Below are 24,381 nucleotides of genomic sequence, written 5' to 3' on the forward strand. Positions count from 1 at the left end.
GTAGTAGTACGTCTGTCCGGGCTCCAGGTCCCGCAGTTCCACGTAGTGGTGTGGGAGGAGATGCCGCCCGCGACGCGGTTGAGGCGGTCCGGGTAGGTGCTGTAGGCGACCTCGCCCGCCCTGCGGGGCCCCGTCCGGATCTACCCGTCACCGGGTTCCGCGGGCTCCGGTCTCGGCGTCCTGATCAAGCGCTCCGACATGCTCGGTGGCGCCTTCCGCTTCCCGGCTCAGGCCGTGATCACCTTCACCCTCGGCTGAGGCCGAGGCGGACTCGGAGGGATTCTCGGGACGACGACGGCGGCTCCGGGATACCCATCCGGCGGCCACCAGCCCGCACAGGACGACGACACAGAGCAGCAGCGTCCAGGGAATGGTCCAGGCGTGCGTCGTGGTCTCCACGTCGGGGAGCGGCGCGACCGAGCCCGACACGTCGGTCAGGAGCGGAACGAGGGTGACCGTCCCCGCCGCCCGCAGCGCGGGAGCCACGCCGTGGACGGGCACGGTGACCTTCCAGGTCTCGCCGGGGAGCAGCGCGGGCGAGTCGTCGATGTGGCCTGCGCGGGCCTCCACGAGCCCGAAGGGGCCGGACAGGGAAGCTGTCTGACGTGCCGTCAGGATGACGTTGCCCGTGTTGTGGATGGTGTAGGTGACGGTGGCGTCTCCTTTGCCGACCGGATTCGCCGTGCCCGAGTACCGCACGTGCAGGTCCTGCACCGACAGCTTCGGCTCGAGCGCTCCGCCCACGCGCAGCCGGATCCGGATGCCGAGACGACGGCCTGCATCGGTCCCGTCCGCCGACGAGGTGACGATGCCACCCATGTAGTCGCCGGGCGCCGCGTCGTGCGGGACGGTGAGCGTGAACGGCACCTCGACCGACCGACCGGGCCGGACCGTCACGTTGGGCCGGTTTGTACGGACCCAGGCGCCCGCGCCCTTCGACTTCGCGTCCTTGGCGACCAGGTCGAGCCTGCCGGCCTCGTTGGTGAACGCGTCCGCGGCATACACGGCCAGGTGAAGCGGCGTGGCGCCGTGGTTGACGACCACGAGTGCGTCGTCGACATGCCCGCCGGCACTGACGGTGTGGCTGTAGTTGGGCCGGTCGGACCCGAAGTCGTTGGAGGCCGTCCTGATGGCCCAGGAGACGTTGCCGTTCGCCGCCGCTGCGGGTCCGGCCCCCGTTCCGAGGAAGGCGAGCACGGCGAGCAGGGCCACGACGGCGGACCGGGCGAGGGCTGCGGCAGCGGTGGTGGTACGCGGTCTGGGCGGGCGCATCTGAAGATCCTCGGGCGAGTGGGAGCGGAACGGGGGGTGGGGTGGGTACCCGGCGGTACCCACCCCACCGGTGGAGCGGGCCGGAACGGCTCGGCGCGGGCGGCGCGAGAGTCCCGGCGTCACCCCGTGTCGACTACTGGAGCCAGTTGGACCCGGCCGGGGTGGTGGTGGCCACGTTGGCGCGCTTGTCCCAGCCCTCGCCGCGGTAGGGGTGGATCACCACGGAGTCGACGGCGGAGCCGACCGGCTGAGCCGGGGTGGCGCCGCTGTCCGGGCCGCACCACTTCACCTTGTTCAGCTCCACGGCGGCGTTGGGCCCGGCGCACGTGCCGCTGCGGAGGTTCTCGACGACGAGCTTGTTGTCGCGCACCTGGACCTTGACGTAGGTGCGGACGTGCTCCTGGTTCTCGACCGAGTTGGCCCAGTGGTTCTTGGGGTTCAGCGGGTCGGGACCGTAGTTCGGGTCCTTGCTCGTGTCGGGAGCGGTGAGGTCGTAGTACTTCGACCCCGACGCGGAGTTCGCCGTCACGTAGATGACGCCGCCGGGACCCTGGGCCACCTGGGCGGCACCGGGCTGCTCGCCGGGGTGCGCCTTCTTGCCGTTCTTGATCACGTAGCTACGGGAATAGGCGTGGTCGTGACCCTGAAGGACCAGGTCGACGCCGAGCTTGGAGAAGGCGGTCGGGAAGTCCTGGCGGCGCTGCTTGTTGTCGCCGTCGTTGGCGTGGTCGGCCGGCGAGTAGATCGAGTGGTGGTAGACGAGCACGGTGTACTTGGCGTCGGCACCGTGGTTCTTGATGACGTCGCTGACGAAATTGATGTGCGCGGCGTCGGAACCGTTGGAGTACGCGTTGCTGTTCAGGTCGATGAACAGGACGCCCTTGTACGTGTACCAGTAGTCGCCGCCCGACCGGGTGTCCGAAGCGCCGTTGTAGTACGGCGCGGAGCGGTCGGTGTTCGGCGTCCAGAAGTGCTGCTCGTACGCCCTGCCGCCGACGTCGTGGTTGCCGATCGTGGCCGCCCACGGGTACTGGCGCAGCTTGTCGGGCCCGAGGAACGCGTTCCACTGCGTCTCGGTGTTGGCGCTGTCCACCTGGTCACCACCGGAGACCAGCAGCTCCGCGTTCGGGTTCGCGGCGAGGGAGACGTCCAGGGTGTCCTTCCACCCGGCGCCGTCCTTGTCCACGTTGCCGGACGAACCGATCTGCGGGTCGCCGTAGAACAGGAAGTCGAAGTCGCCCTTGAATTCCTGCGTCTTGAAGGAGTACGCCGGGGACCAGCTGCCCTGGGATCCGACGCGGTAGGAGTATGCGGTGTTCGCGCGGAGACTGTCGATCGTCGCGTGCCCGTTGTAGCCGCCGTTGACCTTGTTCGCGGCGACGGTGGCAGGGAAGGTGACAGCGTCCGCGGGGAACTCGCCGCCCACGAGCTGGGAGGTCGGCGCGACCTGGACCACCTGGGCCGAGTCGGCCGGGGTGTACCAGGACACGACGCGCTGCGATTCGTTGGCGCCTACCCCGAGGACGATTCCGGCGGGCGTCGCGGAGGTCTCGGCGTGGGCCCCGGTCATGACGCCGCTGCCGAAGGCCATGGTCACGCCGAGGGCCACCGCGGTGGCGCTCATGGCCACTCGGTGACGGATGAGCCCAGATCTCTGGGCCCCCTTGTCGAGCTTCATCAGCTTCCGTTCGTTTGAGAGCTGGGGGGGTGGTGGTAAGAACTCGGTAAAAATCACATGAGAACGTGATGTCCTGATGAACCGGGGAGAAGCGGACCGTTCCACTTACCCAAAGTCTGACCGTCCGTCAGATCCCGAAGGCCCGCTGCACGAACCACACCAGGCCCATGACGGACACACCCGCCGCGGCCGCCCCCGTCGTCCACAGCCCGGCGACCGGCCGACGCCGGCGCAGCAGGGCAAGGACCGGGAAGACTGCCGCCACGATGGCCAGTTGGACGGTTTCGATGCCCACGTTGAAGACGAGCAGCGACCACAGGAGCGTCCACGACCAGGCGCGGTCGATCCCGAGCGCCGAGGCGAAGCCGAGTCCGTGCACGAGGCCGAAGCAGAACACCACCGCGAGCCGCGTCCAGCCCGCGCGGTCCAAGGTGAGATGGCCGCGGCCGAACGTCTTCAGGTCCGTGGCGTGGGACCGGCGTCGCCACAGCCGCCACAGGTGCCAGCCCGCGACAACCGCGATCGAGAGCGCGATGGCGGGCTCGACGAACCACGCCGGAACCTGCACGAGCCCCAGGGCGGCCAGGACGAAGGTCACCGAGTGGGCCAGTGTGAAGGTCGTGGCCGCCAGCACGATTTCGCGCAGCCGGCGTGATCCGACGACGAGCGCCAGCAGGAACAGAATGTGGTCGAGCCCGGCGAGCAGATGCTCGGCTCCGAGCCGGAAGAAGGTCCAGAACCGCTCGGCCCCGGATTGCCGGGTGGAGAACGACCGGTGCTCGGCGTCGAGGGCCGTGCTTCCGGACGTCAGGTCGAGGTCGTAGGCGACGATCGTCTTGGTGTCGCGCACATAGCCCTCGGAGTCCGGGAACAGCCCACTGCGCACCTCGTGCGCCTCGGCGGACGACGGGCACCGGTAGTCGAGGACCAGCAGGGCGTACGGCACTCCCTCGCGTCGCTCGATCGTGAAGTCGCCGTCCCTGACCGGTATGCACTCCCGGCCCCCGGCCGTGACGCCGAAGCGGCGGGTCACGTAGGCGACGACCGAGTCGGCGTGGCCGTCGAGCGACGCCGCCTGTTCCTTCGCGTCGCCGTTGTCGAACGCCGCGGTGCCCGCCCGGAACAGCGGATCGTCCTTCTCGTAGTCGGCGGCGGAGACGACGAGCAGGTCGTACTCCAGCTGGAGTTCGGTACGGACATGCCCCGCCTCGGGCGACGTGAGATCTGCGTACACGGTCGAGCTGAAACCGTGGGCGAGCGCCGGCACGGCGCCGAGCAGGACGGCCGCGACGATGACGGCGACGGTGGCATAGGCGCGACGCCCGGCGGCGGAAAACATGTGACTCCATTTCGGTCGGAGCACGGAATCTGCTGGGCCCAGACGAATCGCCGGTGGCGCGTGCATGAACTGACGCGGAAGCAAGATCGGACAAGTCGGCCCACTGGCCGAAAATCGCGCGCCATGAGGTAGGAAGTAGGCGCACTCACGCCACTACAAAGGACGATCCCCATGCGCTCTCGGCTTCTGCCTGCCTGCACGCTGGCCGCGGCAGTCGCGACCGCCGTACTGGTCGGCGGATGCAGCTCCGGCGACGACTGGTCCGAGCCGCACCCGAAGCCGAGCGCCGTCGGCACCCTGAGCCCGGGGTTCTCCGATCCGACGGCATCACCGGCCCCGGAGGCGACGATCACGCCGCGGCCCGCCTCCTGGGACGGGGTCCGCCCGTCGGAGGACTACCGCGTCGTGCTGCTCACCGCGGGCAAGGACCGCCAGACCAGAACAGTGGTGAGCGCGGTGGAGTCGTGGGCCGAGGAGGTGCACGCCGACCTGAGGACCCTCACCGCCACGAAGCCGGACCAGTTCATCCCGCGCATCAGCGAGGCGATCGGCATGCGGCCCGACCTGATCATCAGTGCCGGCAACGACCTCGTCGACCCCCTGGCCGTGGTCACGGCCAACCACCTCGACCAGCAGTTCCTCGTGGTCGGCGCCGAGTTGGCCGAGCCGACGGAGAACGTCACGGCCGCCGACTGGACCGGTGCCTCGTTCCGCGGCGAGGGACTCGGCATGTCCTCGTCGTACGACCCGGCCACCTTCACCTCGGAACGGGCCGGGCGTGCCGTACGGGCCGGTGTCGCGGCCGTGCTCAGCGATCTGACCGGGATCGTCGTCTGGGTCGCCTAGTACTGCAACCGCATCTGGGGGTTGTGGCCTCGGCGTTTGTAGTGGGAGCGGCGGGCTCGGGCCTGGCTGCGTCGTCGGAAGCGTGACCAGTGCAGATGGTGTTCGTTGGTGTGGCAGTGGCGTGTGACGGCGATGTGGCCCATCAACCGGCGGATCTCCGGGACGCTGAGGGGTATGAGGTCTTGCTCGTCGTCGAGAGTGCCCCTTTTGTGGCTTCTGCGGCGCGGATGGCGGTCAGGTAGGCGAGGGCGGCCATGGCCAGGGTGATGTGGCGGTACCAGGCCCGGTAGAGCCGTACCTGGTAGTGGTCCAGACCGCACTCTCCCTTCGCGGTCTGGAAGCACTCCTCCACGGCCCACCTCGCGGCAGCCACTTTGACCAGGTCTTTCAGTCGGGAGGCGACCGGGCCGTAGCAGACGTAGTAGGCGATCTCGCTCGGGTCGCTGACGCTGCGTCGGGCCAGTACCCAGTGCCCGAAGCCGTTCTCCCAGTACGGGCGGATCGCGACACGCGCCCAGTCGTAGATCCGCTCACCGTGCGCGCCGGCCCCGCCGGAGATCCGTTTCCACCGCTGGCGGGGCAGCACGGCGACCAGCTGGTCCACCCGCGCGTCCGCTCCGCGCGCGGTGATCACGGTGTCGTTGACCTTCGTGGCCAGCACGTGCGCGACCCGACGTTCCTCCAGCCACACGCGCAGGTGCTTGACCTGCCCGTATGCCTCGTCAGCGGTGACCCACGCGAACGGGACACCCGCATCGATGGCGCGTTGCAGCATCCACTTGAAGTGCTCGTTCTTGGTCGCGAAGGGGACCTCGTCGTCGATCCCGGCCGCGCGGCAGCGGTCACGGTCATCGGTCCAGGAGACGGGGATGTAGAGCTCGCGGTCGATCAACGCCCGCCCCCTGGCGGAGGCGTAGGCCAGGAATGTTCCGACCTGGCTGTTCTCCGTGCGGCCGGCCGTGCCGGTGTACTGACGCTGGACGCCGGCGGACTTGGTGCCCTTCTTCAGGAAGCCGGTGTCGTCACCGATCAGCACCGCGTCCTTGGCGCCGATGGTCTCCACGACGAAGTCCCGCACATCGTCGCGGACGGCGTTCTCGTCCCAGTCGGAGTGGTTGAGCAGGCGCTGGACGCCGTCGGGGCGCAACTGCCCGACCTGCTCCGACAGCGTCCACCCGTTCTTCTTCTCAAGCGGCGCGAGCAGCCCGTTCAGGTAGTCCGACGCCCGCTCGCGGGGCTCCGACCTGCCGAAACGGTGGGCGAACCGGGCGTGGAACCCGGCTATCCCCTCGGACCACGACTCGACCTGATCAACCGTCAACGATTCATCGCACAGTCGGAACAACGAGCCAGTCCAGCACCTGTCACGGCAGATGCGGTTGCAGTACTAACCCTGGGTCACCGGGCCGACCGAGAGGATCAGCCCACGCGGACCGCGTCGGTGACGGTCTGGGTGATCGCGGAGCCGGAGGCGTCGTTGCCGCTGATGCGCAGGGAGATACCGGTGGCGTTCCGCGGCACGTCCAGCTCGGTGTGGGCGGTGGCCTGGTCGAGCTTGACGCGCTGGGTCTTCCAGGTGGTACCGCCGTCGTAGGAGACCTCGATCTTCGCCGAGGTCAGTTTGACGGGCTGGTCGGCGCCGATGCGGAACTTGAGTTTCAGGTCGTGCTCGCGGCCCGCGCGGACGGTGTTGTTGATGGAGACGTCTTCGAGATCGTAGTCGGCCTCCAGGATCGGCAGGTCGACCTTGCCGTCGTCCTCGGGGGCGGCGGAGGTGACGGTCCACTCGGTGTGGGCCTGGGTGCTCACCGACCACCAGGGGGTGGTACGGGTCTGGTCCAGCTCGAACCGGTACTCGTGCGCCTCCGGCGCCAGGTTCTTGACGAGGGCGCCCGTGGAGGGCGTGCTGCCAAGGAGCTGCCCGTCGGCGTAGACCCGGAAGGCCTTCTGCTCCTCGATCCGGGGGCTGCCGCTCTCCACAAAGCGGCCGTTGGCTGAGACCCGCGGGTAGAACACGACGGACATGCTGTTCTTGTCACGGAACGGACGGGCGCCGGAGGGCGCGTCCGCGTTGGTGGCGGGGTGCAGCACCGATTGGAACCAGTGCTGGTGCTCGTAGCTGCCGGCCTTGTAGGCGCGGAACGAGGAGATCATCGACGCACTGGCGTTGGCCGGGTAGGCCATGCGACTCCAGGCGGTCTTGTCCGCCCACAAGTACTCCGTGCGGCTGGATCCCATCTCGAAGAACGGCAGCGAGTTCATGCCGGTATTGGTCTCGCTGGATACGCCGGTCCACGCTTCCTGGGTATAGGCGGCGGCGTTCCGGTCGGCCGCGGGCAGGTGGTCGGAGACATTCACGGTCGCGAAGCCCCGCTGTTGCGTCGTGACGGACTGGTCCTGGCCGATGCCCTCCATCTGAGCCTTGACGACCTTGTAGGCGTAGCTGGAGTTCAGCGTGCCGGTGAGCCGGACGACGACGGTGTCCTCGGCCGCGGCGTCGGCCACCCGGTCTCCGAGGGACTTGGTCACCGAGAAGATCGGCAAATCCCGTACGGGAGCGGAGGAGTACGTCCACTGATTGTTCGGGAGCACCACCATGACGCCGGCCGGTGCCTTGGCCGCGAGCCGCTTCAGTACGGTGGGCATCTCTTCGGTGCCCTGGCGGACCAGGGCCAGCCTGCCAGCGATGTCGGTGGTGGCGAGGTCGGTGTCGGTGCCGTGACCGGCGTCGGCGACCTTGAGGTTGCGGGTGCCGTCGAAGCGGGCGGCGAAGTTGAACCCGGCCGCGTTCAGGTCCAGCTGCCCGTCGGGCAGCAGGGCCTTGGCGCGGTACACCGGCGACTGGGCGTTCCAGAACTTGGTGTAGTTGAAGTACCCGTCCTGGGCGGGGGTGGTGGTCGGCAACGCGTAGAACGTGGTGCCGACGGTGCCGCCGGACAGGCCGACGGAGACTCCGAGCTGCTGCTCGTCGGAGCGGCGGGCGATGGCGAGCCCGACGTTCGCGCGGTCGGTGCGGCCCGGGACCTGGACGGAGATCTCCTTGGCCTTGGTGCCGTCGGCCGTGAGGCTGACGTCCTGGTCGGTAACGTTGATGTCGGGGAAGGCGAGGCTGAGCCAGACCGCGCCGGAGGTACCGGGCACGTTGCCAAGGACGGTGTAGCGGCTGGGCAGGACGTTGGCGGTGGCGACCCCGCCGGCACCGAAGGCGACCGACACCGGCGGCTTGTTGTTGCGCAGGTCGTACAGGGTGAGACGGGCACCGGAGGGCACAGGGGTGCCGTCGGGCATGGTGGCCTTGACCCGGATCGCGTACCGGCGCAGGCCGCGCTGGAAGGCGACGGTGGCGTGGGCCGTGACGCCGTCCCCGGTGGCGGTGACGGTGCCGGTGAAGGCGCCGTCTCCGGTGGCGGCGTCCGGCGCGGCGGTGACGGTGACGTCGGCGGTGCCGTGGGCCGGGATGGTCAGGGTGTCCGCGCCGAGGGTGAGAACGCCGTTGTGGACCTGTCCCCGCTCGTCCTTGAGGATCGCGCTGAGGCTGGCGGTGGTGTCGTGGCCGGCGGTGTTGTGGAAGGTCAGCGTCCGGGTGATCGGGGCGACCTGCTGGCCGTACGGGAAGCGGCCGAAGGAGGCGTTGTCGGCCCAGACCGTCTGGTTCAGTGCGGCGGGGATGTCGACCCGGCCGGAGCCCTCGGCGTAGGCGCTGTGGCCGAGCACCTTGGCTGAGGCCATCAGGGCGCCCTTGAGGTCGGCGGCCTTCCAGTCGGGGTGGCGCTGGGCGAGGATCGCGGCGGCGCCGGAGACATGCGGGGTGGCCATCGAGGTGCCGCTGGCGCTGGTGTAGGAGGCGTTGAGCGGTGCGCCCATGGCGGTGCCGCTGGCGCGGGCGGCGACGATGTCCACGCCGGGGCCGGCGATGTCCGGCTTGATCGCGTGGTTCAGGTAGCGCGGGCCGCGGCTGGAGAAGGAGGCGATCTTGTCCTGCTTGTCGACCGCGGCGACGGTGAGGGCGGAGTCGGCGGCTCCGGGGGTTCCCAGGGTGGTGGCGTCCGGGCCGGAGTTGCCGGCGGCGATGACGAAGAGGGTGCCGGTGGCCGCGGTGAGGTTGTTGACCGCAGTGCTCATCGGATCGGTGCCGTCGGATATGAAGGGCGCGCCCAGGCTCATGCTGACCACGCGGGCGCCGCTGTTGGCGGCCCATTCCATGCCGGCCAGAACGGAGGAGTCGCTGCCGTTGCCGTTGTCGCCGAGGACCTTGCCGACCAGCAGTTGGGCCTTGGGCGCGACCCCCTTGTAGAGCCCGCCGGAGGCGGCGCCGGTGCCGACGACGGTGGAGGCGACGTGGGTGCCGTGGCCGTGGCGGTCGACGGCGTCGGCGGAGTCGGAGAAGTTCCTGGCCTCGACCAGAGCGCCGGAGATGTCGGGGTGGTTGGCGTCGATGCCGGTGTCCAGGACGGCGACCTTGACGCCGGTGCCGTCGTAGCCGGCGGCCCATGCCTGCGGGGCGCCGATCTGCGGGACGCTCTTGTCCAGCTGTGCGGTGACCTTGCCGTCCAGCCAGACGTGCTTCACCCCGTCGGCGAGGCGGGTACGGCTCGCGCCGTCCTCCTTGTCGCGCAGTCCCTGCCACATCCGGCCGGTGTCCTTGGCCTTGAGCCTGGCGGCCAGACCACGGACCGCGTGCAGCGCGCGGGTTGGGTGCGCGCCTTCCGGGGCTTTTGACGAGCCGTCGGCGTTCTGCACGATCAGCGGCAGGTCACGGCCGTCGGTGTAGCCCTGGGCGATCAGGTCGTCGATCTCGAACAGCCTCGGGTCCAGCACGCCGGCATCCAGCAGCGGCTGGGCCTCCTCAGGGACGATGGTGATGTCCTTACCGTGCCGGATGATCTGGGCGACCCCATGACGCCGTCGCCTCCATGCCGATCCGGGCGATCTTGTTCTCCACCAGCCAGTCCCGCAACTCCAGCAGGCCGTCGTTCATCGTGGCCCCACGAGGAATTCTCGTGAGCCAGGCGCAGGATCAGAGTGCGGATCGACCGGACCGTGGGTGGGCGTCCACGCCGCTTCGGTACGCAGGTGGCGGCATGTCATCGCTCGAGCAGGTTGCGATGCCACCGCATGATCGTGTCCGGGTGTACCAGCAGCAGGAGCTCGTGCAGCTTCTGCCTCGGGAGGTGGTGGTGCAGGCCGGCGAGGACAGCGCGGTCGGTGTCCGTGAACGTGGGCTTGCCGACCTGGCGTTGCAGGACGAGCAGTTGGTGCCGAAGTGCAAGGTTCTCGATGTCTTTGTCCCGGTCGCTCATCGGCAGCAGGCGCAGGAGCGAGAGGGTTTTGGTCGCGGCGAGGTAGGCCAGGCGCAGCAGCACGAGATCATGATGTTGTCCGCGTCTGTGCACGTGAAGACATCGGAGTGGTCGGCGAGCGCGACCTGAGGGGTCAGTCGATCAAGACCTCCACCTGGGTGGATGATTTATCGGCACCGGCAGGGTCGACGCCGAAACCGAAGCGCTGTTCCGCGTGGTCCACGCGCACACCCTGGCCAAGATCGGCAAGCGCCGTGGCGCCCTCGCCGAGGCCGAACAGGCCCGCGTCCTACTGACCGCCGCCCCCGGCGATGAGGTCGAGTTCTGGGCCCTGACATGGGGCCCGCCTGCGGCCTCCGTGTACTCCCGCACCGCTAAGATCCACGAGACCCTGGGCGATTACGGGGCCGCCGCCGAGCAGTACGCCCTCGCCGCCACCGCCCGCCCAGCCGTAACCTACGCCCGGATCGTCGCTCTCGACCTGGTCGCGGGCGCCGAGATGCACCTCAAGCGCGGCGGCATCGAGCAGGCATGCGCCACCTGGCACCGGGCGATCGACCACATGGACGGCGTCCGCTCCGTCCGCACCCGCAAGGCCGTCAGCCGCATGAGGGGCGAACTCTCCAGGTTCCGGGCCCGCGGCCTGCGGTGCGCGGCCGAACTCGACGAACGCGCCCGCGACTTCCTCGCCAGCGGCTGAGTCAGGCGTCGTTCCGAAGCGGCGCCTGCGTGTACCGGCGGACGACCGGCTCCAAGTAGTCCGCGTGCGGACCGATCAGGCCGGCCAGCTCGTCCGGGGAGCGCACCAGCGCAATCTCGTCGAGTTCGGGGTCACGGCCCTGGGCGCGCTCCGCCCTCGCCGCAGCGGCGAAGCCCTCGCGCAGCACTGACTCCGGCAGGGCCGGGGCGAGGTAGGTCAGGCCGATGCTGCTGTTCTCGCCACGGGTAACGGCCCACAGTCGCAACGTGCCGGGAGGCGTGTCGATGCCCATCTCCTCGACCAGCTCCCGCGCTGCCTGGCCGCCCAGTGCGGCCTCATCCAGAGCTTCGCCGTCCTGAGGCGGCTCTACCGAACCTCCAGGCAGCTGCCAGCGGCCCGGGGCAGCAGTGGACGGCGACATCCTCGCTGCCAGTACACGACCGTCATCTGTCGGCTGGACGATGTTGACGAACAACGATGGCAGCGCGGTGGCGCCCGTTACCCGGCGCAGGGCGTAGTGCCGGTAGGTCACACGTACCCAGGAGAGGCTCAGGGTGCGCGACCCGGCCCACCCCAGTCCCGCACACGCCACCACCGGCCCGTCGAAGAGGGTCGGGTTGGCCTGAACCGCCCTCTCCCACACATGGTCTCTGGCCGATTCATCCTCGGGTGACAGCGGTGGCGCTTCAGCCTCCTTCAGTTGAAGCCGTTCAACATCGAAGAGGTCAATACCCACGGGGGGCAGCGTCTCGGGCACCGGCTCATCGTAGAGGCCGTTCCGATCCTGAAGCAGGCTGTCTGGATCTCCTCGGGACTCACCGGACCGCTGGAATAGACGACAACGACTGGCAGCGGAAGCTGTCCGCCCTGGTAGGGCTGGCCGACGCCAAGCGAGCCTGGCAGACACTGGGCCTGCCGCCCGTCGAAGGCCCAACTGGACGACCGCGTCGTTAACGCGTAGGTGATGACGCGCAAGGCGGGCGACCCCCTCACGGAGCACGTCCGGCTGCGGTCGCTCCCTGGCCTGGAGTCGGACCCCCAGTGGGGACTCGAACACTGGGGTCTCACCCGGAACGAACCGAGCCGAGTCTCACGTGGTGCGGCGGTGACGGTGCCGATGGCGGCGGTGAGTAAGGACAATCTACGTAGCTCCGTTCGTCGACGTCCCGCCTGCGGCGGGGCGCGTAGTCGAGGCTGGTTCCGTGTCATCGCGAGGTCAGCGGGTGAACGCTTCGGTCACGCGCACGCGGTAGCCGCCCTCATTCATCAGCACGGCGGTGACGCCGAACGGGTTGGGGTGGTCCAGCTTGATAGGGGTGAACGCGAACGAAGTCATCCGCCGCATCGCCACCCACCTGCAACTCGCCGACGCCAACCACGGCCGCCTACGCCCCGAACAGATCAACGACCTTTGCCCTGCCTCTACGGACTGCACACGTCCTGCAGTGCATTTCTCCCGGGAAGAGGAGGGCTCCGGGTGCTGTTCCATACGTGCGCACGCCCCCGTACTCGGATGTGTCTGCCCAGATAATGCCCGAAACACAGTATTTTGACCTGATTTGCCGTGTAGGCCTGCTGGAGGAGGTCTCGTGAATGTCGGGCTGATCAACGGCCTTCCTGGCCATCCCCTCTTCGTTCACGGCGCAGTGGTGCTGGTCCCGCTGACGGCGTTAGCGCTCGTCGCCTGTGCGCTGTGGCCTTCGGCAGCGCGCCGGCTCAGCTGGGTGCTGCCGGTACTGGGGCTGATCACCCTTGCTTTGGTGGTGCTGACCACCGAATCCGGCGAGTGGCTGGAGGAGCGGGTTCAGGAGGGCGCGCTGCTGGAAAAGCACGCCGAGATGGGCTCCGGGCTCACTCCGTGGGCGATCGCCCTGCTCGTGCTGACGGTCGCCGTCTGGCTGCTCGGCCGGGCCGGCCCTCGCCGAGAGCGTGAGCGCAGCGGTGCGGCCGACAGCCCAACGGAGGGCGGGGTGTCCGTCGTGGCTCGGCTGGCATCTTCCGTTGCGGCGCGCGTCGTGGTGCTGGTGATTGCTCTGGTCGTGGCCGTCGGTGCGGCCATTGACGTGTACCGAATCGGTGAATCGGGTGCGACGGCGGTCTGGCATGGCCGTTTCGCAACAACCGAGTCCGACGGCGGGGGGGGTGCCTCTATGTTCTTCGTCAAGGTCATGCCGCCTGGTTTGTGACTGTTTGGGTTGGTCATGCAGCGAGGGTGACGGCGGGGGTTCGGGGTTCGTAGAAGGTTCCGTCGCGGAGCATGGCGAACAGGACGCTGATGCGCTGGCGGGCGAGGCGGAGGAGGGCCTGGGTATGGGTTTTCCCTCGGGCTCGTTGGCGGTCGTAGTAGGTGCGGGAGGCGGGATCGGCGTTCATGCAGGCGAAGGCGGAGAGGAACATTGCACGTTTGAGTTGCCGGTTTCCGCCTCGGGGTGCGTGTTCGCCGTGGATCGAGGTGCCGGATTGCTTGGTGGTTGGGGCGAGGCCGGCGTAGGAGGCGAGGTGGGCGGCGGTGGGGAAGCTGGTGCCGTCGCCGACGGTGGTCAGCAGGACTGCGGCGGTCCTGACGCCGACGCCGGGCATCGAGGTCAGGACCTGGGAAAGAGGGTGGGATTCCAGCAGGGTGCTGATCTGGGTTTCCAGGGCTCGGCGTTGTTCGTGGACGGCGCCGAGCGAGCGGGCCAGGGAGGGGATCACGACGTCGAGGGTGCCGGTGCCCGGGACGACGACGGTCTGTTCGTCGAGGGCGTCGAAGACGTCGTCGATCAGTCGGGTGGCCATGCGCGGGGCCTTGGGGCGGATGAGCTCGGCGAGCCTGCGGCGGCCGGCTTTGCGCAGGGCGGCCGGGGATCCGTAGCGCTCCAGCAGCCAGGTGACGGCCTGGTGGTCCAGGCGGGGCCCGAGGACGCGTTCGAGGCTGGGGTGGAACTGGGTGAGCAGGCCACGTATCCGGTTGGAGGTGCGGGTGGCCTCGGCGGCGAGGTCCTGGTCGAAGCCGACGAGCACGGTCAGCTCGGCGGTGATCTCGTCGGTCAGCTCCAGGGTGCGCAGGGTGTGGGGCATGGTGCGGGCGGCGTCCGCGATGACCGCGGCGTCTTTCGCGTCGGTCTTGGCCTCGCCCGGGTAGAGATCGGCGATCCGCCGCATGGCCAGGCCGGGCAGGTAGGCGACCTTGCAGCCGGCGTCTCGGGCGACGGTCAGCGGGAGGGCGCCGATGGAGGCGGGCTGGTCCACGATCACCAGCACGGTGCCGAACTTCGCCGTGAGCTTGTCGAAGACGGCCCGCAGTCTGGGTTCACTGTTGGGCAGCGGCTTGTCGAAGACCTTCTTCCCCGCCGGGGTCAGCCCGTGCCCGTGATGGGTGCTCTTGCCGACGTCCAGGCCCAGGAAGACGCCCACCTCGGTCGTGTCGAACATCGTTACTCCCTCTCCCCAAGGGGTGTTCTCAGTGCCGGCCTCGGCGTCGGTGTCGTGCTCGCGCATCCACGTTATGCAGACCTGCCGCCCGCGAACTGCCCGGCATTGCGCCGGACCAGACGGTGGCCGGACCTCTCATCAGCGTCTCCGACGACACCTCCCGGGCCCGGTGACACCACCCCCCAGGTCATGCCTTCGACAGGGGGACACAGTCATGCCGGGCCGGGAGGCCAGCGGTCCCGTTGCAGGACCGCGAAAAAGATAACGGGTGCCTCTATGTCCTTCGTCAAGTTCGTGCTGCCGGTTTTGAGGGTTTTCATCCTGGTCATGCGGCGAGGGTGACGGTGGGGGTTCGGGACTCGTAGAAGGTGCCGTCTCGGAGCATGGCGAACAGGACGCTGGTGCGTTGGCGGGCGAGGCGGAGGAGGGCCTGGGCGTGGGTTTTGCCGCGGGCGCGTTGCTTGTCGTAGTAGGTGCGGGAGGCGGGATCGGCGTTCATGCAGGCGAAGGCGGAGAGGAACATGGCGCGTTTGAGTTGCCGGTTGCCGCCTCGGGGTGCGTGCTCGCCGTGGATCGATGTGCCGGACGATTTCGTGGTGGGGGCGAGGCCGGCGTAGGAGGCGAGGTGGGCGGCGGTGGGGAAGTTGGTGCCGTCTCCGACGGTGACCAGCAGGACGGCGGCGGTCCTGACGCCGACGCCGGGCATCGACGTCAGGACCGGGGAAAGAGGGTGAGCCTCCAGCAGGGTGTTGATCTGGGCTTTTAGAGCCCGGCGCTGTTCCTGGACGGCCGCGAGCGAGCGGGCCAGGGAGGGAACGACGATGTCGAGGGTGCCGGTCCCTGGCACGACGACGGTCTGCTCGTCGAGCGCGTCGAAGACGTCGTCGATCAGCCGAGTGGCCATGCGCGGGGCCTTGGGCCGGACGAGTTCGACGAGGCGGCGGCGTCCGGCCTTTCGCAGTGCGGCCGGGGATCCGTGGCGTTCAAGAAGCCAGGTGACGGCCTGGTGGTCGAGACGGGGGCCCAGGACACGCTCCAGGCTTGGGTGGAACTGGGTGAGCAGGCCGCGTATCCGGTTGGACGTGCGGGTGGCCTCGGCGGCCAGGTCCTGGTCGAAGCCGACGAGCACGGTCAGTTCGGCGGTGATCTCGTCGGTCAGTTCCAGAGAGCGCAGGGTGTGCGGCAGGGTGCGGGCCGCGTCCGCGATCACCGCCGCGTCACGAGCGTCGGTCTTCGCCTCGCCCGGATAAAGGTCGGCGATCCGGCGCATTGCCAGGCCGGGCAGGTAGGCGACCTTGCAGCCCGCGTCGCGGGCCACGGCCAGCGGGAGGGCGCCGATCGAGGCGGGCTGGTCCACGATCACCAGGACGGTGCCGAACTTCGCGGTCAGCTTGTCGAACGCGGCCCGCAGCCTCGGCTCGCTGTTGGGCAGCTGCTTGTCGAGGACCTTCTTCCCGGCCGGGGTGAGTCCGTGGCCGTGATGAGCACTCTTGCCGACGTCCAGGCCGAGGAACACGCCCACGTCTTCGGTATCGAACATCGCGCCCCTCCAGGCGAGTTGAACGTGCCGGCCTCGGCAGTGGTGTCGTACGCGCGCATCCACGTTATGCAGACCTGCCGCCCGCGAGCTGTCCGGCATTGCGCCGGACCGGGCAGTGGCCGGACCTCTCATCAGCGTCTCCGACGGCACCTCCCGGGCCCGGTGACACCACCCCCCAGGTCATCTGTTCGACAGGGGGACACAGTCATGCCGGGCCCGGAGGCCAGCGGCCCTCTTGCAGGACCGCGAAGAACATAACGGGGGCGGGTTACTGAGATTCCGGGCGTGATGTCGCGCGGCTGTATGGGCCCTGAACTGCGGGTCTGTCCGAACCTTCGGCGACACCACGCAGAGATCGTCAGTAGAGCCGCATGCGCACTTCCTCATCTCGCCGGTGGTCGAGCATCTCTTCGCTGATGAGTTGGGACGGCCACACACAGACGGAGTCTGGCCCAGGGGTCATCGCACAGGACGCCCGGCAGCGCGTTGTTCAGCATTTGATCGAGGGTGCGGTCAAGCCCGTTGTCGTCGACATGTGCAATCCACGGCACATCATCGAGGACGTCTGCCAGGCCATCCGTGACCAAAACATCCAGCGTTGCCCGCAGATCGTCCGGGACGGGATCGTTTACGAGGCAGAGCCAGGCCAGTGCGGCAGCCACTCGGACATCTGCGGGCTGTGTGGGATCAGCCCAGAGGGCACGGGCCCAGACGGCGGTGCCGGCGACATTGTGCTCGCGGCCCAGCTCCGCAACGGCCAGCACGAGGCTCGCGCTAACCCGGGGAGTCCTCTCAACGATCAGGCGAGCTCGGAGGGCGCCTATGATGCGGCCTGCCTCGCCCGAAGCAGTGGCCAGGGTGTAGCAAGTGGAGGTACGAACGTCGGAGTCCGCATCGTCGAGAAGCGGAAGGAGCAGGTCGACATCAGCGGTGACGGCGTTGCGAGACGCTTCGATGGACCAGTTCATCAAGTAACCGCCGCAGTCGCACAGCAGTTCCTGCGTGGCCACCCTGAGGAAGGTACTGCGAGTGCCGTATCCCCAGTGCGCTCGTCGCGCCGCCGCGGCGGCCAGACCGAGTACGCCTGCACGTCCATACGCCGACGGGTCGGCAGCGATCCGTAGAAGGAATGGCACCGTCAGCGGGGCCACCGAGCCGACCGTGCCCTGGTGAACGACGCTGCCCCACAGTAGATCCAGGGCCAGCCCGGCCGTCTCGGCATCCGGGGAGCGCAAGCGGGTCAGTCGCTCAGGCACATCGTGACCCGAGCCGTAGGCATGCCCGAAGCGGCTCCAGGCCACCTCTTCGAGAAGGAACCCGTCCTTGACGTTTTTCGGCATGCCCGAGATCACCGCGCGCACGTCGAGCTGAGTTCCCTCGTACAGCTCGAATCCGTGAACCCGTACCTCCTCCTGATCGAATACCAGCTCCTCAGTCATGTTTCTCCCCTGCTGCGCCGCCGGTCGGAAATCCCCCCTTTCGTATCACGCTGCACCGACACCGCCGGCCGAGCACCCCTGGCTCACCTCCCGCTCCTCAGTGAATGCCAGTTCACCCTTCATCTAGACGCCCGACCGCGGTCAATTGGGCGGTTTCAAACCCTGTCCACAAGATCCCCTCGATTCCCTGCTCCCGCAGAACGTCGTACCAGAGCGCAGCCACCTCCCCGTCCTCGGTCGCGGGCACAGCCTGAATCGGCGGCCCGCCATCGGCCAGCAACTCCATGAGGTAGGCGCGGCGCGGCGTGTATGGGCGGCTCCGGCAGTCCCCGATCGCCGGGTCAGGGTGCTGCAGGACGTCCCAGCAGGCGTACGAGGCAGGATGTCGGGCGGCAAGGGCACGTGCCCGGGTGACCGATGACGCGGCCCGTGACTGCGCCGCGGCGAAGTCGAGCCGGCCGTCCCGCCAGATCACCGCCTCACCGTCCAGGACCGTGCCCGGCCTCAGGGCACCGGCGGGGCCCTGCGCAGAGCCATCGCTCCGAAGGCCGCAGGCCACCTCACGTGGGCCGAAGAGACCTCCAGCGGGCGCCGACGGAACCTGTCCTATGAAGAAGAGGAAGCCTTCTGGGCGTTCGCCGCGATCGAGGTCCTGCGTCTGACCGGCGTTCGCAACGAGGAACTCCTGGAACTCACGCACCACAGCGTCACCCAGTACCGGCTCCCAGCCACCGGCGAGGTCGTCCCGCTGCTGCAGATCGCTCCGTCCAAGACCGACACCGAGCGGCTCCGGCTGGTTAGCCCGGAACTCGCCGACGTCCTCAGCGCCATCATCAGTCGACTGCGCGGCTCCGGCGGGATGGTTTCGCTGGTGGCCGCCTATGACGTCCGCGAGAAGGTCTGGAACCCGCCGATGCCGCTGCTGTTCCAGCGCGGCATCGGCTCCGAGCGCCGCGCTTTCACACCGACCGCGATCCGCAAGCTGCTGATCAATGCGCTGGCCGCGACCGGGCTGACCAATGCCGAAGGTGAGGCACTGTCCTTCTCTCCTCACGACTTTCGAAGGATCTTCGTCACCGACGCCATCATGAACGGACTGCCCCCGCACATTGCCCAGGTCATCTGCGGTCACAAGAACATCGACACCACGATCGGATACAAGGCGGTCTACCCTGCCGAGACGATCGAGGCCCACCGGGCGTTCATCGCTCGCCGACGGGCATCCCGTCCCGGCGAGGAGTACCGGATCCCGACAGAGGAGGAGTGGGACGCCTTCCTCGCCCACTTCGAGAAGCGGAAAGTGTCCATCGGTACCTGCGCACGCGCCTTCGGATCCCCCTGCATCCATGAGCACGCTTGTGTCAGATGCTCGCTCCTCCGACCTGACCCGGCCCAACGGGTACGGCTGGCCGAGATCCGCGACAACTTGATCGCCCGAATCGCCGAAGCCGAGACGGAAGGCTGGCTCGGCGAGGTCGAGGGTCTCCAGGTCAGCCTGGCTGGCGCCGAGGAGAAGCTCAGCCAGCTCGATCGGGGCCACGGGCAGCATACGGCCGTGGACCTTGGCATCCCCACCATGCGTGGTGATCGATGAACCCACGAAGGTGGACTGCCGCATGGACCTCAACCAAGATCGAGAGCAGGTTTAAAGCAGCGTGCATCAAACGCCCTTCAGAACACGATCAAGTGCCGCCCGGCCTGCAGGTCCCCAGTGCGGCTTGCCGCCGGGAAGGCCCCGGTCTCCGTTCTGCCCCATGAGCATCAGGAACAGGCTCTTCATAGCAGCCAGCCCGCGGGCGCGCTGGATCGCCGCCTCGTCCGCATGCGCGTACATGTCGAAGAACCGTGCGGCCGTGCCCGCGGGCAGCAGCACCCATGCGGCGGCTAGGTCCCACGCCGGATCGCCGGCGAACATGGCACCGAAGTCGACGATGCCCGAGAGCGTTCCGTCCGAGACGACGACGTTCGCGGGATGGAGGTCGCCGTGCACCCACACAGGCGGGCCCTCCCACGCTTGGGCCGCAACGGCGTCGTCCCAGACGACCCGGACGTCGGCAGCGATGTCGTTGGGGCCAACGGCCCGGAAGAAGTTCTCGAAGCCCTCCGTGCAGTTCCTGGGATGGGCACCGAAGTCCGTAGAGATCGGAGCCTCGGCGGGCGCCTCCACGTGGAGCGCCCGGAGGAAGCCCGCCAGCGTGTCGGCCGCGTGGTCGCCGCGGCTGATCGAGCCGTGGTCCAGCGGCTCGCCGGGAACCCACGTCATCACGGTCCAGTGCTTGGGGAAGCGCTCGGACGGTTCGCCGAACCGCACCGGAGTCGGCACCGGGAGCGGCAGGCGCGGAGCCAGCACGGGTAGCCACCGCCGCTCCTTGAGCTGGAGCTCCGGGGTGGGGTCCATGCGCTGCATGCGCACGGCCAACTCGTCCCCGAGACGCCACATCTGGTTGCCCCACCCGCCTGCCACCTCACGGATGGCCAGCCCTGCAAGGTCTGGATGTTGCTCCTGCAGCAGGTCGCGGACCAGGTCTGCGGTGATCTCGATCTCGGTGTCGGTCATGCGAAGTCACAGTACTGAGGCGGCAGGGGGAGCGGCTCGCGCTCTCCGGAACATCTCGCTGTGATGCCTCTGCCATCACCGATTCGGTTTCAGAGAGCTGCAGATCAGAGGCTTCGGGACGGACCGGCCCCAAGTTCAGAGAAGCGTGTCTGAGCTGCCCGATGTTCATCACAACTCCGGAGTTCCTGCCGCAGCATCACCAGCAGCGCAGCCAGATCGTCCAGATCATTTCCGCCGCAGAGGCCCGAGGGCAGCAACGACTGGTGGAAATGAACCAGCAGGTGCTGGGCAACATCGATCGGATCATCACGGCTCTGGAGATCGACGACGAGTCAGACGGACAGGAAGTCTCCGATGCGGGCTGACAACACACAGCACCTGATTACGGCAGCCAAACATCGACATGAACTCACCCGAGCCAAGACCATCCGTGCTCTTCGCGAACTCGACGACGTCGGCACCGCGGTGACCTTCGAAACCGTCGCCCGAAAAGCCCTGGTCTCCCGCCCCTGGCTCTATACCCAGCCTGATATCCGCGCCGAGATTGGACGCCTCAGAGGGCTCGACCGGCAAAAGGCCGAGCCATCGATCCCGTCGCGGCAACGCAGCAGTGACCCGTCCCTTCGACGCCGCCTCGAATCTGCGAACTCCCGTAACCGTGAACTCGCAGAAGAGAACACCCGGCTCCGCCGACAGCTCGCCGAAGCTCTCGGACGCCTCCGCACAGCTGGACTTCACGATCTTGATGGCCCAGCACCGGACCCCGTTCCCACACGCCGCTCTTCGGTATCGATCGGCCCGCGCTGATCCAAGGGCAGTCGACTCCGCCGGTCCTCGTTGCGGACGTTGTCCGCAACGAGGACACCCAGGTCACAGCCCTGACCATCTCGGGGGCTCAAGATAACGGTCATTTGTGAGAAGTGGGGCCCGGGCGCGCGCTCCGGGACGAGACGTATGCGAGCGAACGGCGCACCCCCGACGGAAGAAAAGTTAACCAAATGCTTGACTATTCGCTGCCGGCATCGAATAGTTAGGCGCATGCTTAACCAAGCTGGTTCGTTGGACCGGGTGTTCCAAGCGCTGGCGGACGCGACTCGCCGGGACATCGTTGCGCGGTTGATCCGCGGGCCTGCCTCGGTCAGTGAGCTGGCCCGGCCGCTGGCCATGTCGCTGCCAGCGGTGATGCAGCACCTACAGGTACTGGAGGCGTGCGGACTGGTCCGGTCTGAGAAAGCCGGAAGGGTACGCACCTGCCACATCGAGCCGGGTGTGCTGCGAATGGCCGAGGACTGGATCGTTGCGCAGCGCACTGTCTGGGAACACCGCCTCGATCGCCTCGGCGACTACCTGACCGAACACTGCGACAGCCCAGATCAAGGGAGCGCACAATGACCGATCACGTGGTCACGCATGCCACGTTCACCCTCGAACGCCTCTACGCGGCCTCACCGGCCACAGCGTTCGCCGCGTGGGCCGCCCCCGAAGCAAAGGCCCGCTGGTTCGCCGGCCCCGACGCCGAGCACGAGCTTGATTTCCGCGTCGGTGGGCGGGAGGTCAACCGCGGCCGCTCTGGCGGTGGGCCGGTGCTGACTTTCGAGTCCTGGTACCGCGACATCGTCCAGGACGAGCGGATCGTCTACACCTCCACTCTGTCCGAGGGGCAAGACCTTGCGACAGTGTCGCTGACGACGGTGGAGTTCCACCCTGAGGGTGGTGGCACCCGGCTGCTACTCACCGAGCAGAGCACCTTCCTCGACGGCCGCGAAGAACCAAGCTGGCGGGAGCAGGGCACCGGCAAGTGGCTTGACGCGCTCGCCGCCGAACTGCTGCGAAGCATCGAGCAACAGTGATGACCACGAGCAACCTTTCGCAGACTCGCCGTTGGCGGGTGCTGGCGCTGCTGGGCACGGCGTTCTTCATGACGATTCTGGACGGCACCAGCCTGCTCGCCGCTCTGCCCGCGATCGAAGGCCACCTTCGCCTGCACGGTCCTGCCATCCAATGGACCGTGACGGCCTACGCGCTGGCCTTCAGCGGGCTGCTGTTGTTATGCGGCCGCGCTGCGGATCTGCTGGGCCGTCGGCGTGTGTTCATCGCCGGGATGGTGCTGCGGGTCGTGGCCTCGCTGGCGTGCGGGCTCGCTCCATCCATCCAGGCCCTGGTGGCCGCCCGGGCGGTGCAGGGCGTCTCGGCCGCGATCATCGCTCCGGCCGCATTGTCGATGGTCATGAACACTTTCCCCGAAGGGATCGAGCGGAACAAGGCGCTCGGTATCTGGGGCGGCCTCGGCGGGTTCGGCGCCACCGCCGGTCTACTACTGGGCGGCATCATCACCGATATCTTCGGCTGGCAGTGGGTGTTCTGGGTCAACGTCCCGGTCGGGACCCTCGTGCTGGTGCTCGCCCCCGCCATGCTGCGCGAAAGCCGGGACCGAACACGCTCCCGTTCCTTCGATTTCCCTGGTGCGCTGACCATCGCCCCGGCACTCGTCCTGCTCGTATACGTGATCACCCGGGTGCCGACATCCGGGTGGGCGAATGGACGGACCATCGGGCTACTGGCCGCCGTGGCCGTGCTGGTCTGGATGTTCATCCTGATCGAGAAGCGATCGGTGGCCCCCCTCGTTTCCTTTCAGTCGCTGCGCTCGCGCATGCTGATCGGCGGCAACCTCCTCCTGCTCATCGCCGGCATGACCGTCGACGGCATGCTCGTCACCCTCACCTCTTTCGTGCAGCAGGTGCTCGGCTGGCCGGCGGCGCAGTTCGGGCTGGCGGCCGCGATGATGACCGTCACCGCGGCCGCAGGCGCCCTGCTGAGCCAACGGATCGTGCCCAGGCTCAGCCTGGGGCGGGTAGCTGCCGCCGGGACCGTCCTGCTCGGTTGTGGCTGCCTGCTGCTCACGCGCATACCGGCCGGTGGCCCGATGAGTCTTCTGCCGGCGGCCCTGTTCTTGTTCGGGGCGGGAATGGGCGCCGTCACGGTATGCGGACAGATCGCCGCGCTGACCGGCGTCACCGAAAAGGACTCAGGCCTGGCCGCCGGCCTCGCCGACACCTCCTTCGCCGTCGGCACCGCCCTCGGCACTGCCATCTGCACCAGCGTCGCTGCCGCCCGCACGTCCGCGATCGGTGGTCCGACACCGCTCGCACTCACCACCGGGCAGCATGCCGCGTTTGGGGCAGCTGGCGTCTTCGCCGCTCTCGCCTTGATCACCGCGTTGACGCTCCTCAGCAAGCGATCCGGCCTATCCCGCAGTGTGTCGGCAGACGCAAGCGAGAACGTATCTACCAGGGCACCGTCGACCTCACCTTGATCTACGGGACACACCCTTGGCTCGCTCCTGGCGTGATTCCTGTTCCGCATTCCATGGAGGGCCGGACCCGAATCCGGCGATAAGGCCCCAGCCTCACCAGCGCACCCCTGCGCCCCCCTGCGCCGAGGTCCTCGGTGTCGCTGCGGGTGCGGACGGCACCCGGCTCACTCCTCCTCTCCGTCGTCATCGTCGAGGTCGACGGCGTCCGGGTCGCGCAGGGGCCGCAGGCCATCGACGGGCTGGGAGGCGGTGAAGTTGTAGCGGCCCAGGCAGTTCAGATTCTTGTGCTTGAGCGGGGACAGCCGGGCGATGTCCTCGTCCCTGATGTCGTGGCCCTCGGCGCGCAGCTGGGCGACGGCGGCGTCGATGTAGCGTGTCGTCCAGAGGGCTACCGCGTTCAAAACCATTCCCAGTGACCCTAGTTGATCTTCCATCCGTCTTCTTCGGAGGGAATCCCCGTCTTCAGGCGGGGAGGGAATGCGATCCTGAACCCTGTGGCGCGGAGCGCCGCGGTTTCGCTCCGGAGTGCCTCGCCCGCGGAGCCGTGCTCAGTCGGGCCGCTTCTGGTTCTCGATGTAGTCCTTGACCATGTGGAGGGGTGCGCCGTCGCATGACCGTGCGAAGTAGGAGCCGGACCAGAAGCGGCCGTGCATGATGGTCTGGTTGACGTGGCCGGTGAGCTCCTGTCTCAGCCGGCGCGAGGACACGCCCTTCACACTGTTGACCAGGTTCGACGGGGCGACCTTCGGCGGGTGATGCACGAGCAGGTGCACGTGGTCTTCTCCGCCGTTGAACTCGATCAGGTCCGCCTCGAAGGCCTCGCAGACCTTTCGCATGATCTCTTCGCAGCGTGTCAGCATCTCGTCGTTGAAGACGGTCCGCCGGTACCTGGTGACCAACACCAAATGCGCGTGGAGGTGGTGGACGACGTGACGGCCGCGCCGTACGTAGGGGTTTGGTTCCCAATGTGGTGACATGAACCA

At 68.1% G+C, this 24,381-nt stretch carries 21 protein-coding genes and 2 pseudogenes; 9 read left to right on the forward strand and 14 right to left on the reverse strand.

The window, feature by feature from the left end:
• Positions 1 to 147: 147 nt before the first annotated feature.
• From OG395_RS49300 to OG395_RS49310, 3 genes are all read right to left on the reverse strand, one after another.
• Positions 148 to 1,272 (reverse strand): COG1470 family protein, encoded by a 1,125-nt coding sequence (locus OG395_RS49300; protein WP_327248736.1) that lies wholly within the window; start codon positions 1,270 to 1,272, stop codon positions 148 to 150.
• A 133-nt stretch (positions 1,273 to 1,405) separates the two neighbouring features.
• The gene (locus OG395_RS49305) at positions 1,406 to 2,896 is read right to left on the reverse strand and encodes a metallophosphoesterase family protein (RefSeq protein ID WP_327248737.1); all 1,491 of its coding nucleotides are present in this window, start codon (positions 2,894 to 2,896) and stop codon (positions 1,406 to 1,408) included.
• Positions 2,897 to 3,077: 181 nt separating this feature from the next.
• Complete coding sequence (locus OG395_RS49310; protein WP_327248738.1) at positions 3,078 to 4,289, reverse strand: HupE/UreJ family protein; 1,212 nt, start codon at positions 4,287 to 4,289, stop codon at positions 3,078 to 3,080.
• A 171-nt stretch (positions 4,290 to 4,460) separates the two neighbouring features.
• Here OG395_RS49310 and OG395_RS49315 point away from each other — a divergent pair, with 171 nt between their 5' ends.
• Positions 4,461 to 5,135, forward strand: coding sequence for a hypothetical protein (locus tag OG395_RS49315; RefSeq protein ID WP_327248739.1), 675 nt, complete (start codon positions 4,461 to 4,463; stop codon positions 5,133 to 5,135).
• A gap of 142 nt (positions 5,136 to 5,277) precedes the next feature.
• Here the strand turns inward: OG395_RS49315 and OG395_RS49320 are convergent, their stop codons facing one another.
• The 3 genes and pseudogenes from OG395_RS49320 to OG395_RS49330 form a co-directional block, all read right to left on the reverse strand.
• The gene (locus OG395_RS49320) at positions 5,278 to 6,456 is read right to left on the reverse strand and encodes an IS701 family transposase (RefSeq protein ID WP_442818699.1); all 1,179 of its coding nucleotides are present in this window, start codon (positions 6,454 to 6,456) and stop codon (positions 5,278 to 5,280) included.
• Between the two features lie 98 nt (positions 6,457 to 6,554).
• The gene (locus OG395_RS49325; RefSeq protein ID WP_327248740.1) at positions 6,555 to 9,953 is read right to left on the reverse strand and encodes a S8 family serine peptidase; all 3,399 of its coding nucleotides are present in this window, start codon (positions 9,951 to 9,953) and stop codon (positions 6,555 to 6,557) included.
• A gap of 161 nt (positions 9,954 to 10,114) precedes the next feature.
• Positions 10,115 to 10,498 (reverse strand): annotated as a pseudogene (locus OG395_RS49330) (integrase); the annotation flags it as partial.
• Between the two features lie 151 nt (positions 10,499 to 10,649).
• On the opposite strand from OG395_RS49330, the gene OG395_RS49335 reads away from it, so the two are divergent.
• A complete protein-coding gene (locus OG395_RS49335) occupies positions 10,650 to 11,135 on the forward strand; it encodes a hypothetical protein (RefSeq protein WP_327248741.1) in 486 nt (161 codons plus the stop codon).
• A gap of 1 nt (position 11,136) precedes the next feature.
• Here OG395_RS49335 and OG395_RS49340 read toward each other — a convergent pair whose 3' ends face one another.
• A complete protein-coding gene (locus tag OG395_RS49340) occupies positions 11,137 to 11,871 on the reverse strand; it encodes an NUDIX domain-containing protein (protein ID WP_327248742.1) in 735 nt (244 codons plus the stop codon).
• 853 nt (positions 11,872 to 12,724) lie between these two features.
• Here OG395_RS49340 and OG395_RS49345 point away from each other — a divergent pair.
• Positions 12,725 to 13,321: a DUF2231 domain-containing protein gene (locus OG395_RS49345; protein ID WP_327248743.1), complete on the forward strand. Its 597-nt coding sequence runs from the start codon at positions 12,725 to 12,727 to the stop codon at positions 13,319 to 13,321.
• A gap of 13 nt (positions 13,322 to 13,334) precedes the next feature.
• Here OG395_RS49345 and OG395_RS49350 read toward each other — a convergent pair whose 3' ends face one another.
• From OG395_RS49350 to OG395_RS49365, 4 genes are all read right to left on the reverse strand, one after another.
• Positions 13,335 to 14,549 (reverse strand): IS110 family transposase, encoded by a 1,215-nt coding sequence (locus OG395_RS49350; protein WP_327241975.1) that lies wholly within the window; start codon positions 14,547 to 14,549, stop codon positions 13,335 to 13,337.
• Between the two features lie 325 nt (positions 14,550 to 14,874).
• Positions 14,875 to 16,089: an IS110 family transposase gene (locus OG395_RS49355; protein ID WP_327248744.1), complete on the reverse strand. Its 1,215-nt coding sequence runs from the start codon at positions 16,087 to 16,089 to the stop codon at positions 14,875 to 14,877.
• 383 nt (positions 16,090 to 16,472) lie between these two features.
• Entirely contained in the window at positions 16,473 to 17,528 is a 1,056-nt protein-coding gene (locus OG395_RS49360; RefSeq protein ID WP_327248745.1) for a hypothetical protein, read from the reverse strand.
• Between the two features lie 112 nt (positions 17,529 to 17,640).
• The gene (locus OG395_RS49365; protein ID WP_327248746.1) at positions 17,641 to 18,003 is read right to left on the reverse strand and encodes a hypothetical protein; all 363 of its coding nucleotides are present in this window, start codon (positions 18,001 to 18,003) and stop codon (positions 17,641 to 17,643) included.
• A gap of 183 nt (positions 18,004 to 18,186) precedes the next feature.
• Here OG395_RS49365 and OG395_RS49370 point away from each other — a divergent pair, with 183 nt between their 5' ends.
• Positions 18,187 to 19,122 (forward strand): tyrosine-type recombinase/integrase, encoded by a 936-nt coding sequence (locus tag OG395_RS49370; protein ID WP_442818806.1) that lies wholly within the window; start codon positions 18,187 to 18,189, stop codon positions 19,120 to 19,122.
• A gap of 66 nt (positions 19,123 to 19,188) precedes the next feature.
• On the opposite strand, the gene OG395_RS49375 is transcribed toward OG395_RS49370, so the two are convergent.
• Positions 19,189 to 20,085, reverse strand: a complete 897-nt coding sequence (locus tag OG395_RS49375) for an aminoglycoside phosphotransferase family protein (RefSeq protein WP_327248747.1) — start codon at positions 20,083 to 20,085, stop codon at positions 19,189 to 19,191.
• Between the two features lie 161 nt (positions 20,086 to 20,246).
• On the opposite strand from OG395_RS49375, the gene OG395_RS49380 reads away from it, so the two are divergent.
• The 5 genes from OG395_RS49380 to OG395_RS49400 all read left to right on the forward strand — a co-directional run bounded on the left by OG395_RS49380 (position 20,247) and on the right by OG395_RS49400 (position 23,398).
• Positions 20,247 to 20,450 (forward strand): hypothetical protein, encoded by a 204-nt coding sequence (locus tag OG395_RS49380; protein ID WP_327248748.1) that lies wholly within the window; start codon positions 20,247 to 20,249, stop codon positions 20,448 to 20,450.
• Complete coding sequence (locus tag OG395_RS49385; protein ID WP_327248749.1) at positions 20,440 to 20,892, forward strand: DUF6262 family protein; 453 nt, start codon at positions 20,440 to 20,442, stop codon at positions 20,890 to 20,892. Before OG395_RS49380 ends, OG395_RS49385 begins: the two co-directional genes overlap by 11 nt.
• Before the next feature lie 261 nt (positions 20,893 to 21,153).
• Positions 21,154 to 21,477, forward strand: coding sequence for an ArsR/SmtB family transcription factor (locus tag OG395_RS49390; protein WP_327249709.1), 324 nt, complete (start codon positions 21,154 to 21,156; stop codon positions 21,475 to 21,477).
• On the forward strand, positions 21,474 to 21,935 hold the full coding sequence (locus OG395_RS49395) for an SRPBCC domain-containing protein (RefSeq protein ID WP_327248750.1): 462 nt from the start codon (positions 21,474 to 21,476) through the stop codon (positions 21,933 to 21,935). Before OG395_RS49390 ends, OG395_RS49395 begins: the two co-directional genes overlap by 4 nt.
• Complete coding sequence (locus OG395_RS49400) at positions 21,935 to 23,398, forward strand: MFS transporter (protein ID WP_327248751.1); 1,464 nt, start codon at positions 21,935 to 21,937, stop codon at positions 23,396 to 23,398. The genes OG395_RS49395 and OG395_RS49400 overlap by 1 nt, the downstream gene beginning before the upstream one ends.
• Before the next feature lie 164 nt (positions 23,399 to 23,562).
• Here OG395_RS49400 and OG395_RS49405 read toward each other — a convergent pair.
• Both OG395_RS49405 and tnpA read right to left on the reverse strand, forming a co-directional pair.
• Positions 23,563 to 23,928: pseudogene (locus tag OG395_RS49405) on the reverse strand (Tn3 family transposase); the annotation flags it as partial.
• 18 nt (positions 23,929 to 23,946) lie between these two features.
• Entirely contained in the window at positions 23,947 to 24,375 is a 429-nt protein-coding gene (gene tnpA / locus OG395_RS49410) for an IS200/IS605 family transposase (protein ID WP_327248752.1), read from the reverse strand.
• Positions 24,376 to 24,381 lie beyond the last annotated feature (6 nt).

Origin of the sequence: Streptomyces sp. NBC_01320 (assembly GCF_035974375.1) — a bacterium.
Taxonomy (GTDB): Bacteria; Actinomycetota; Actinomycetes; order Streptomycetales; family Streptomycetaceae; genus Streptomyces; species Streptomyces yanii.

Excerpts from the sequence above, each read along its gene's own strand:
- tnpA (WP_327248752.1), bottom strand. The coding sequence starts at position 24,375 with ATGTCACCACATTGGGAACCAAACCCCTACGTACGGCGCGGCCGTCAC.
- OG395_RS49400 (WP_327248751.1), top strand. The coding sequence starts at position 21,935 with ATGACCACGAGCAACCTTTCGCAGACTCGCCGTTGGCGGGTGCTGGCG.
- OG395_RS49395 (WP_327248750.1), top strand. The coding sequence starts at position 21,474 with ATGACCGATCACGTGGTCACGCATGCCACGTTCACCCTCGAACGCCTC.
- OG395_RS49380 (WP_327248748.1), top strand. The coding sequence starts at position 20,247 with ATGTTCATCACAACTCCGGAGTTCCTGCCGCAGCATCACCAGCAGCGC.
- OG395_RS49350 (WP_327241975.1), bottom strand. The coding sequence starts at position 14,549 with ATGTTCGACACGACCGAGGTGGGCGTCTTCCTGGGCCTGGACGTCGGC.
- OG395_RS49355 (WP_327248744.1), bottom strand. The coding sequence starts at position 16,089 with ATGTTCGATACCGAAGACGTGGGCGTGTTCCTCGGCCTGGACGTCGGC.
- OG395_RS49305 (WP_327248737.1), bottom strand. The coding sequence starts at position 2,896 with ATGAGCGCCACCGCGGTGGCCCTCGGCGTGACCATGGCCTTCGGCAGC.
- OG395_RS49315 (WP_327248739.1), top strand. The coding sequence starts at position 4,461 with ATGCGCTCTCGGCTTCTGCCTGCCTGCACGCTGGCCGCGGCAGTCGCG.
- OG395_RS49385 (WP_327248749.1), top strand. The coding sequence starts at position 20,440 with ATGCGGGCTGACAACACACAGCACCTGATTACGGCAGCCAAACATCGA.
- OG395_RS49310 (WP_327248738.1), bottom strand. The coding sequence starts at position 4,289 with ATGTTTTCCGCCGCCGGGCGTCGCGCCTATGCCACCGTCGCCGTCATC.
- OG395_RS49375 (WP_327248747.1), bottom strand. The coding sequence starts at position 20,085 with ATGACCGACACCGAGATCGAGATCACCGCAGACCTGGTCCGCGACCTG.
- OG395_RS49360 (WP_327248745.1), bottom strand. The coding sequence starts at position 17,528 with ATGACTGAGGAGCTGGTATTCGATCAGGAGGAGGTACGGGTTCACGGA.
- OG395_RS49300 (WP_327248736.1), bottom strand. The coding sequence starts at position 1,272 with ATGCGCCCGCCCAGACCGCGTACCACCACCGCTGCCGCAGCCCTCGCC.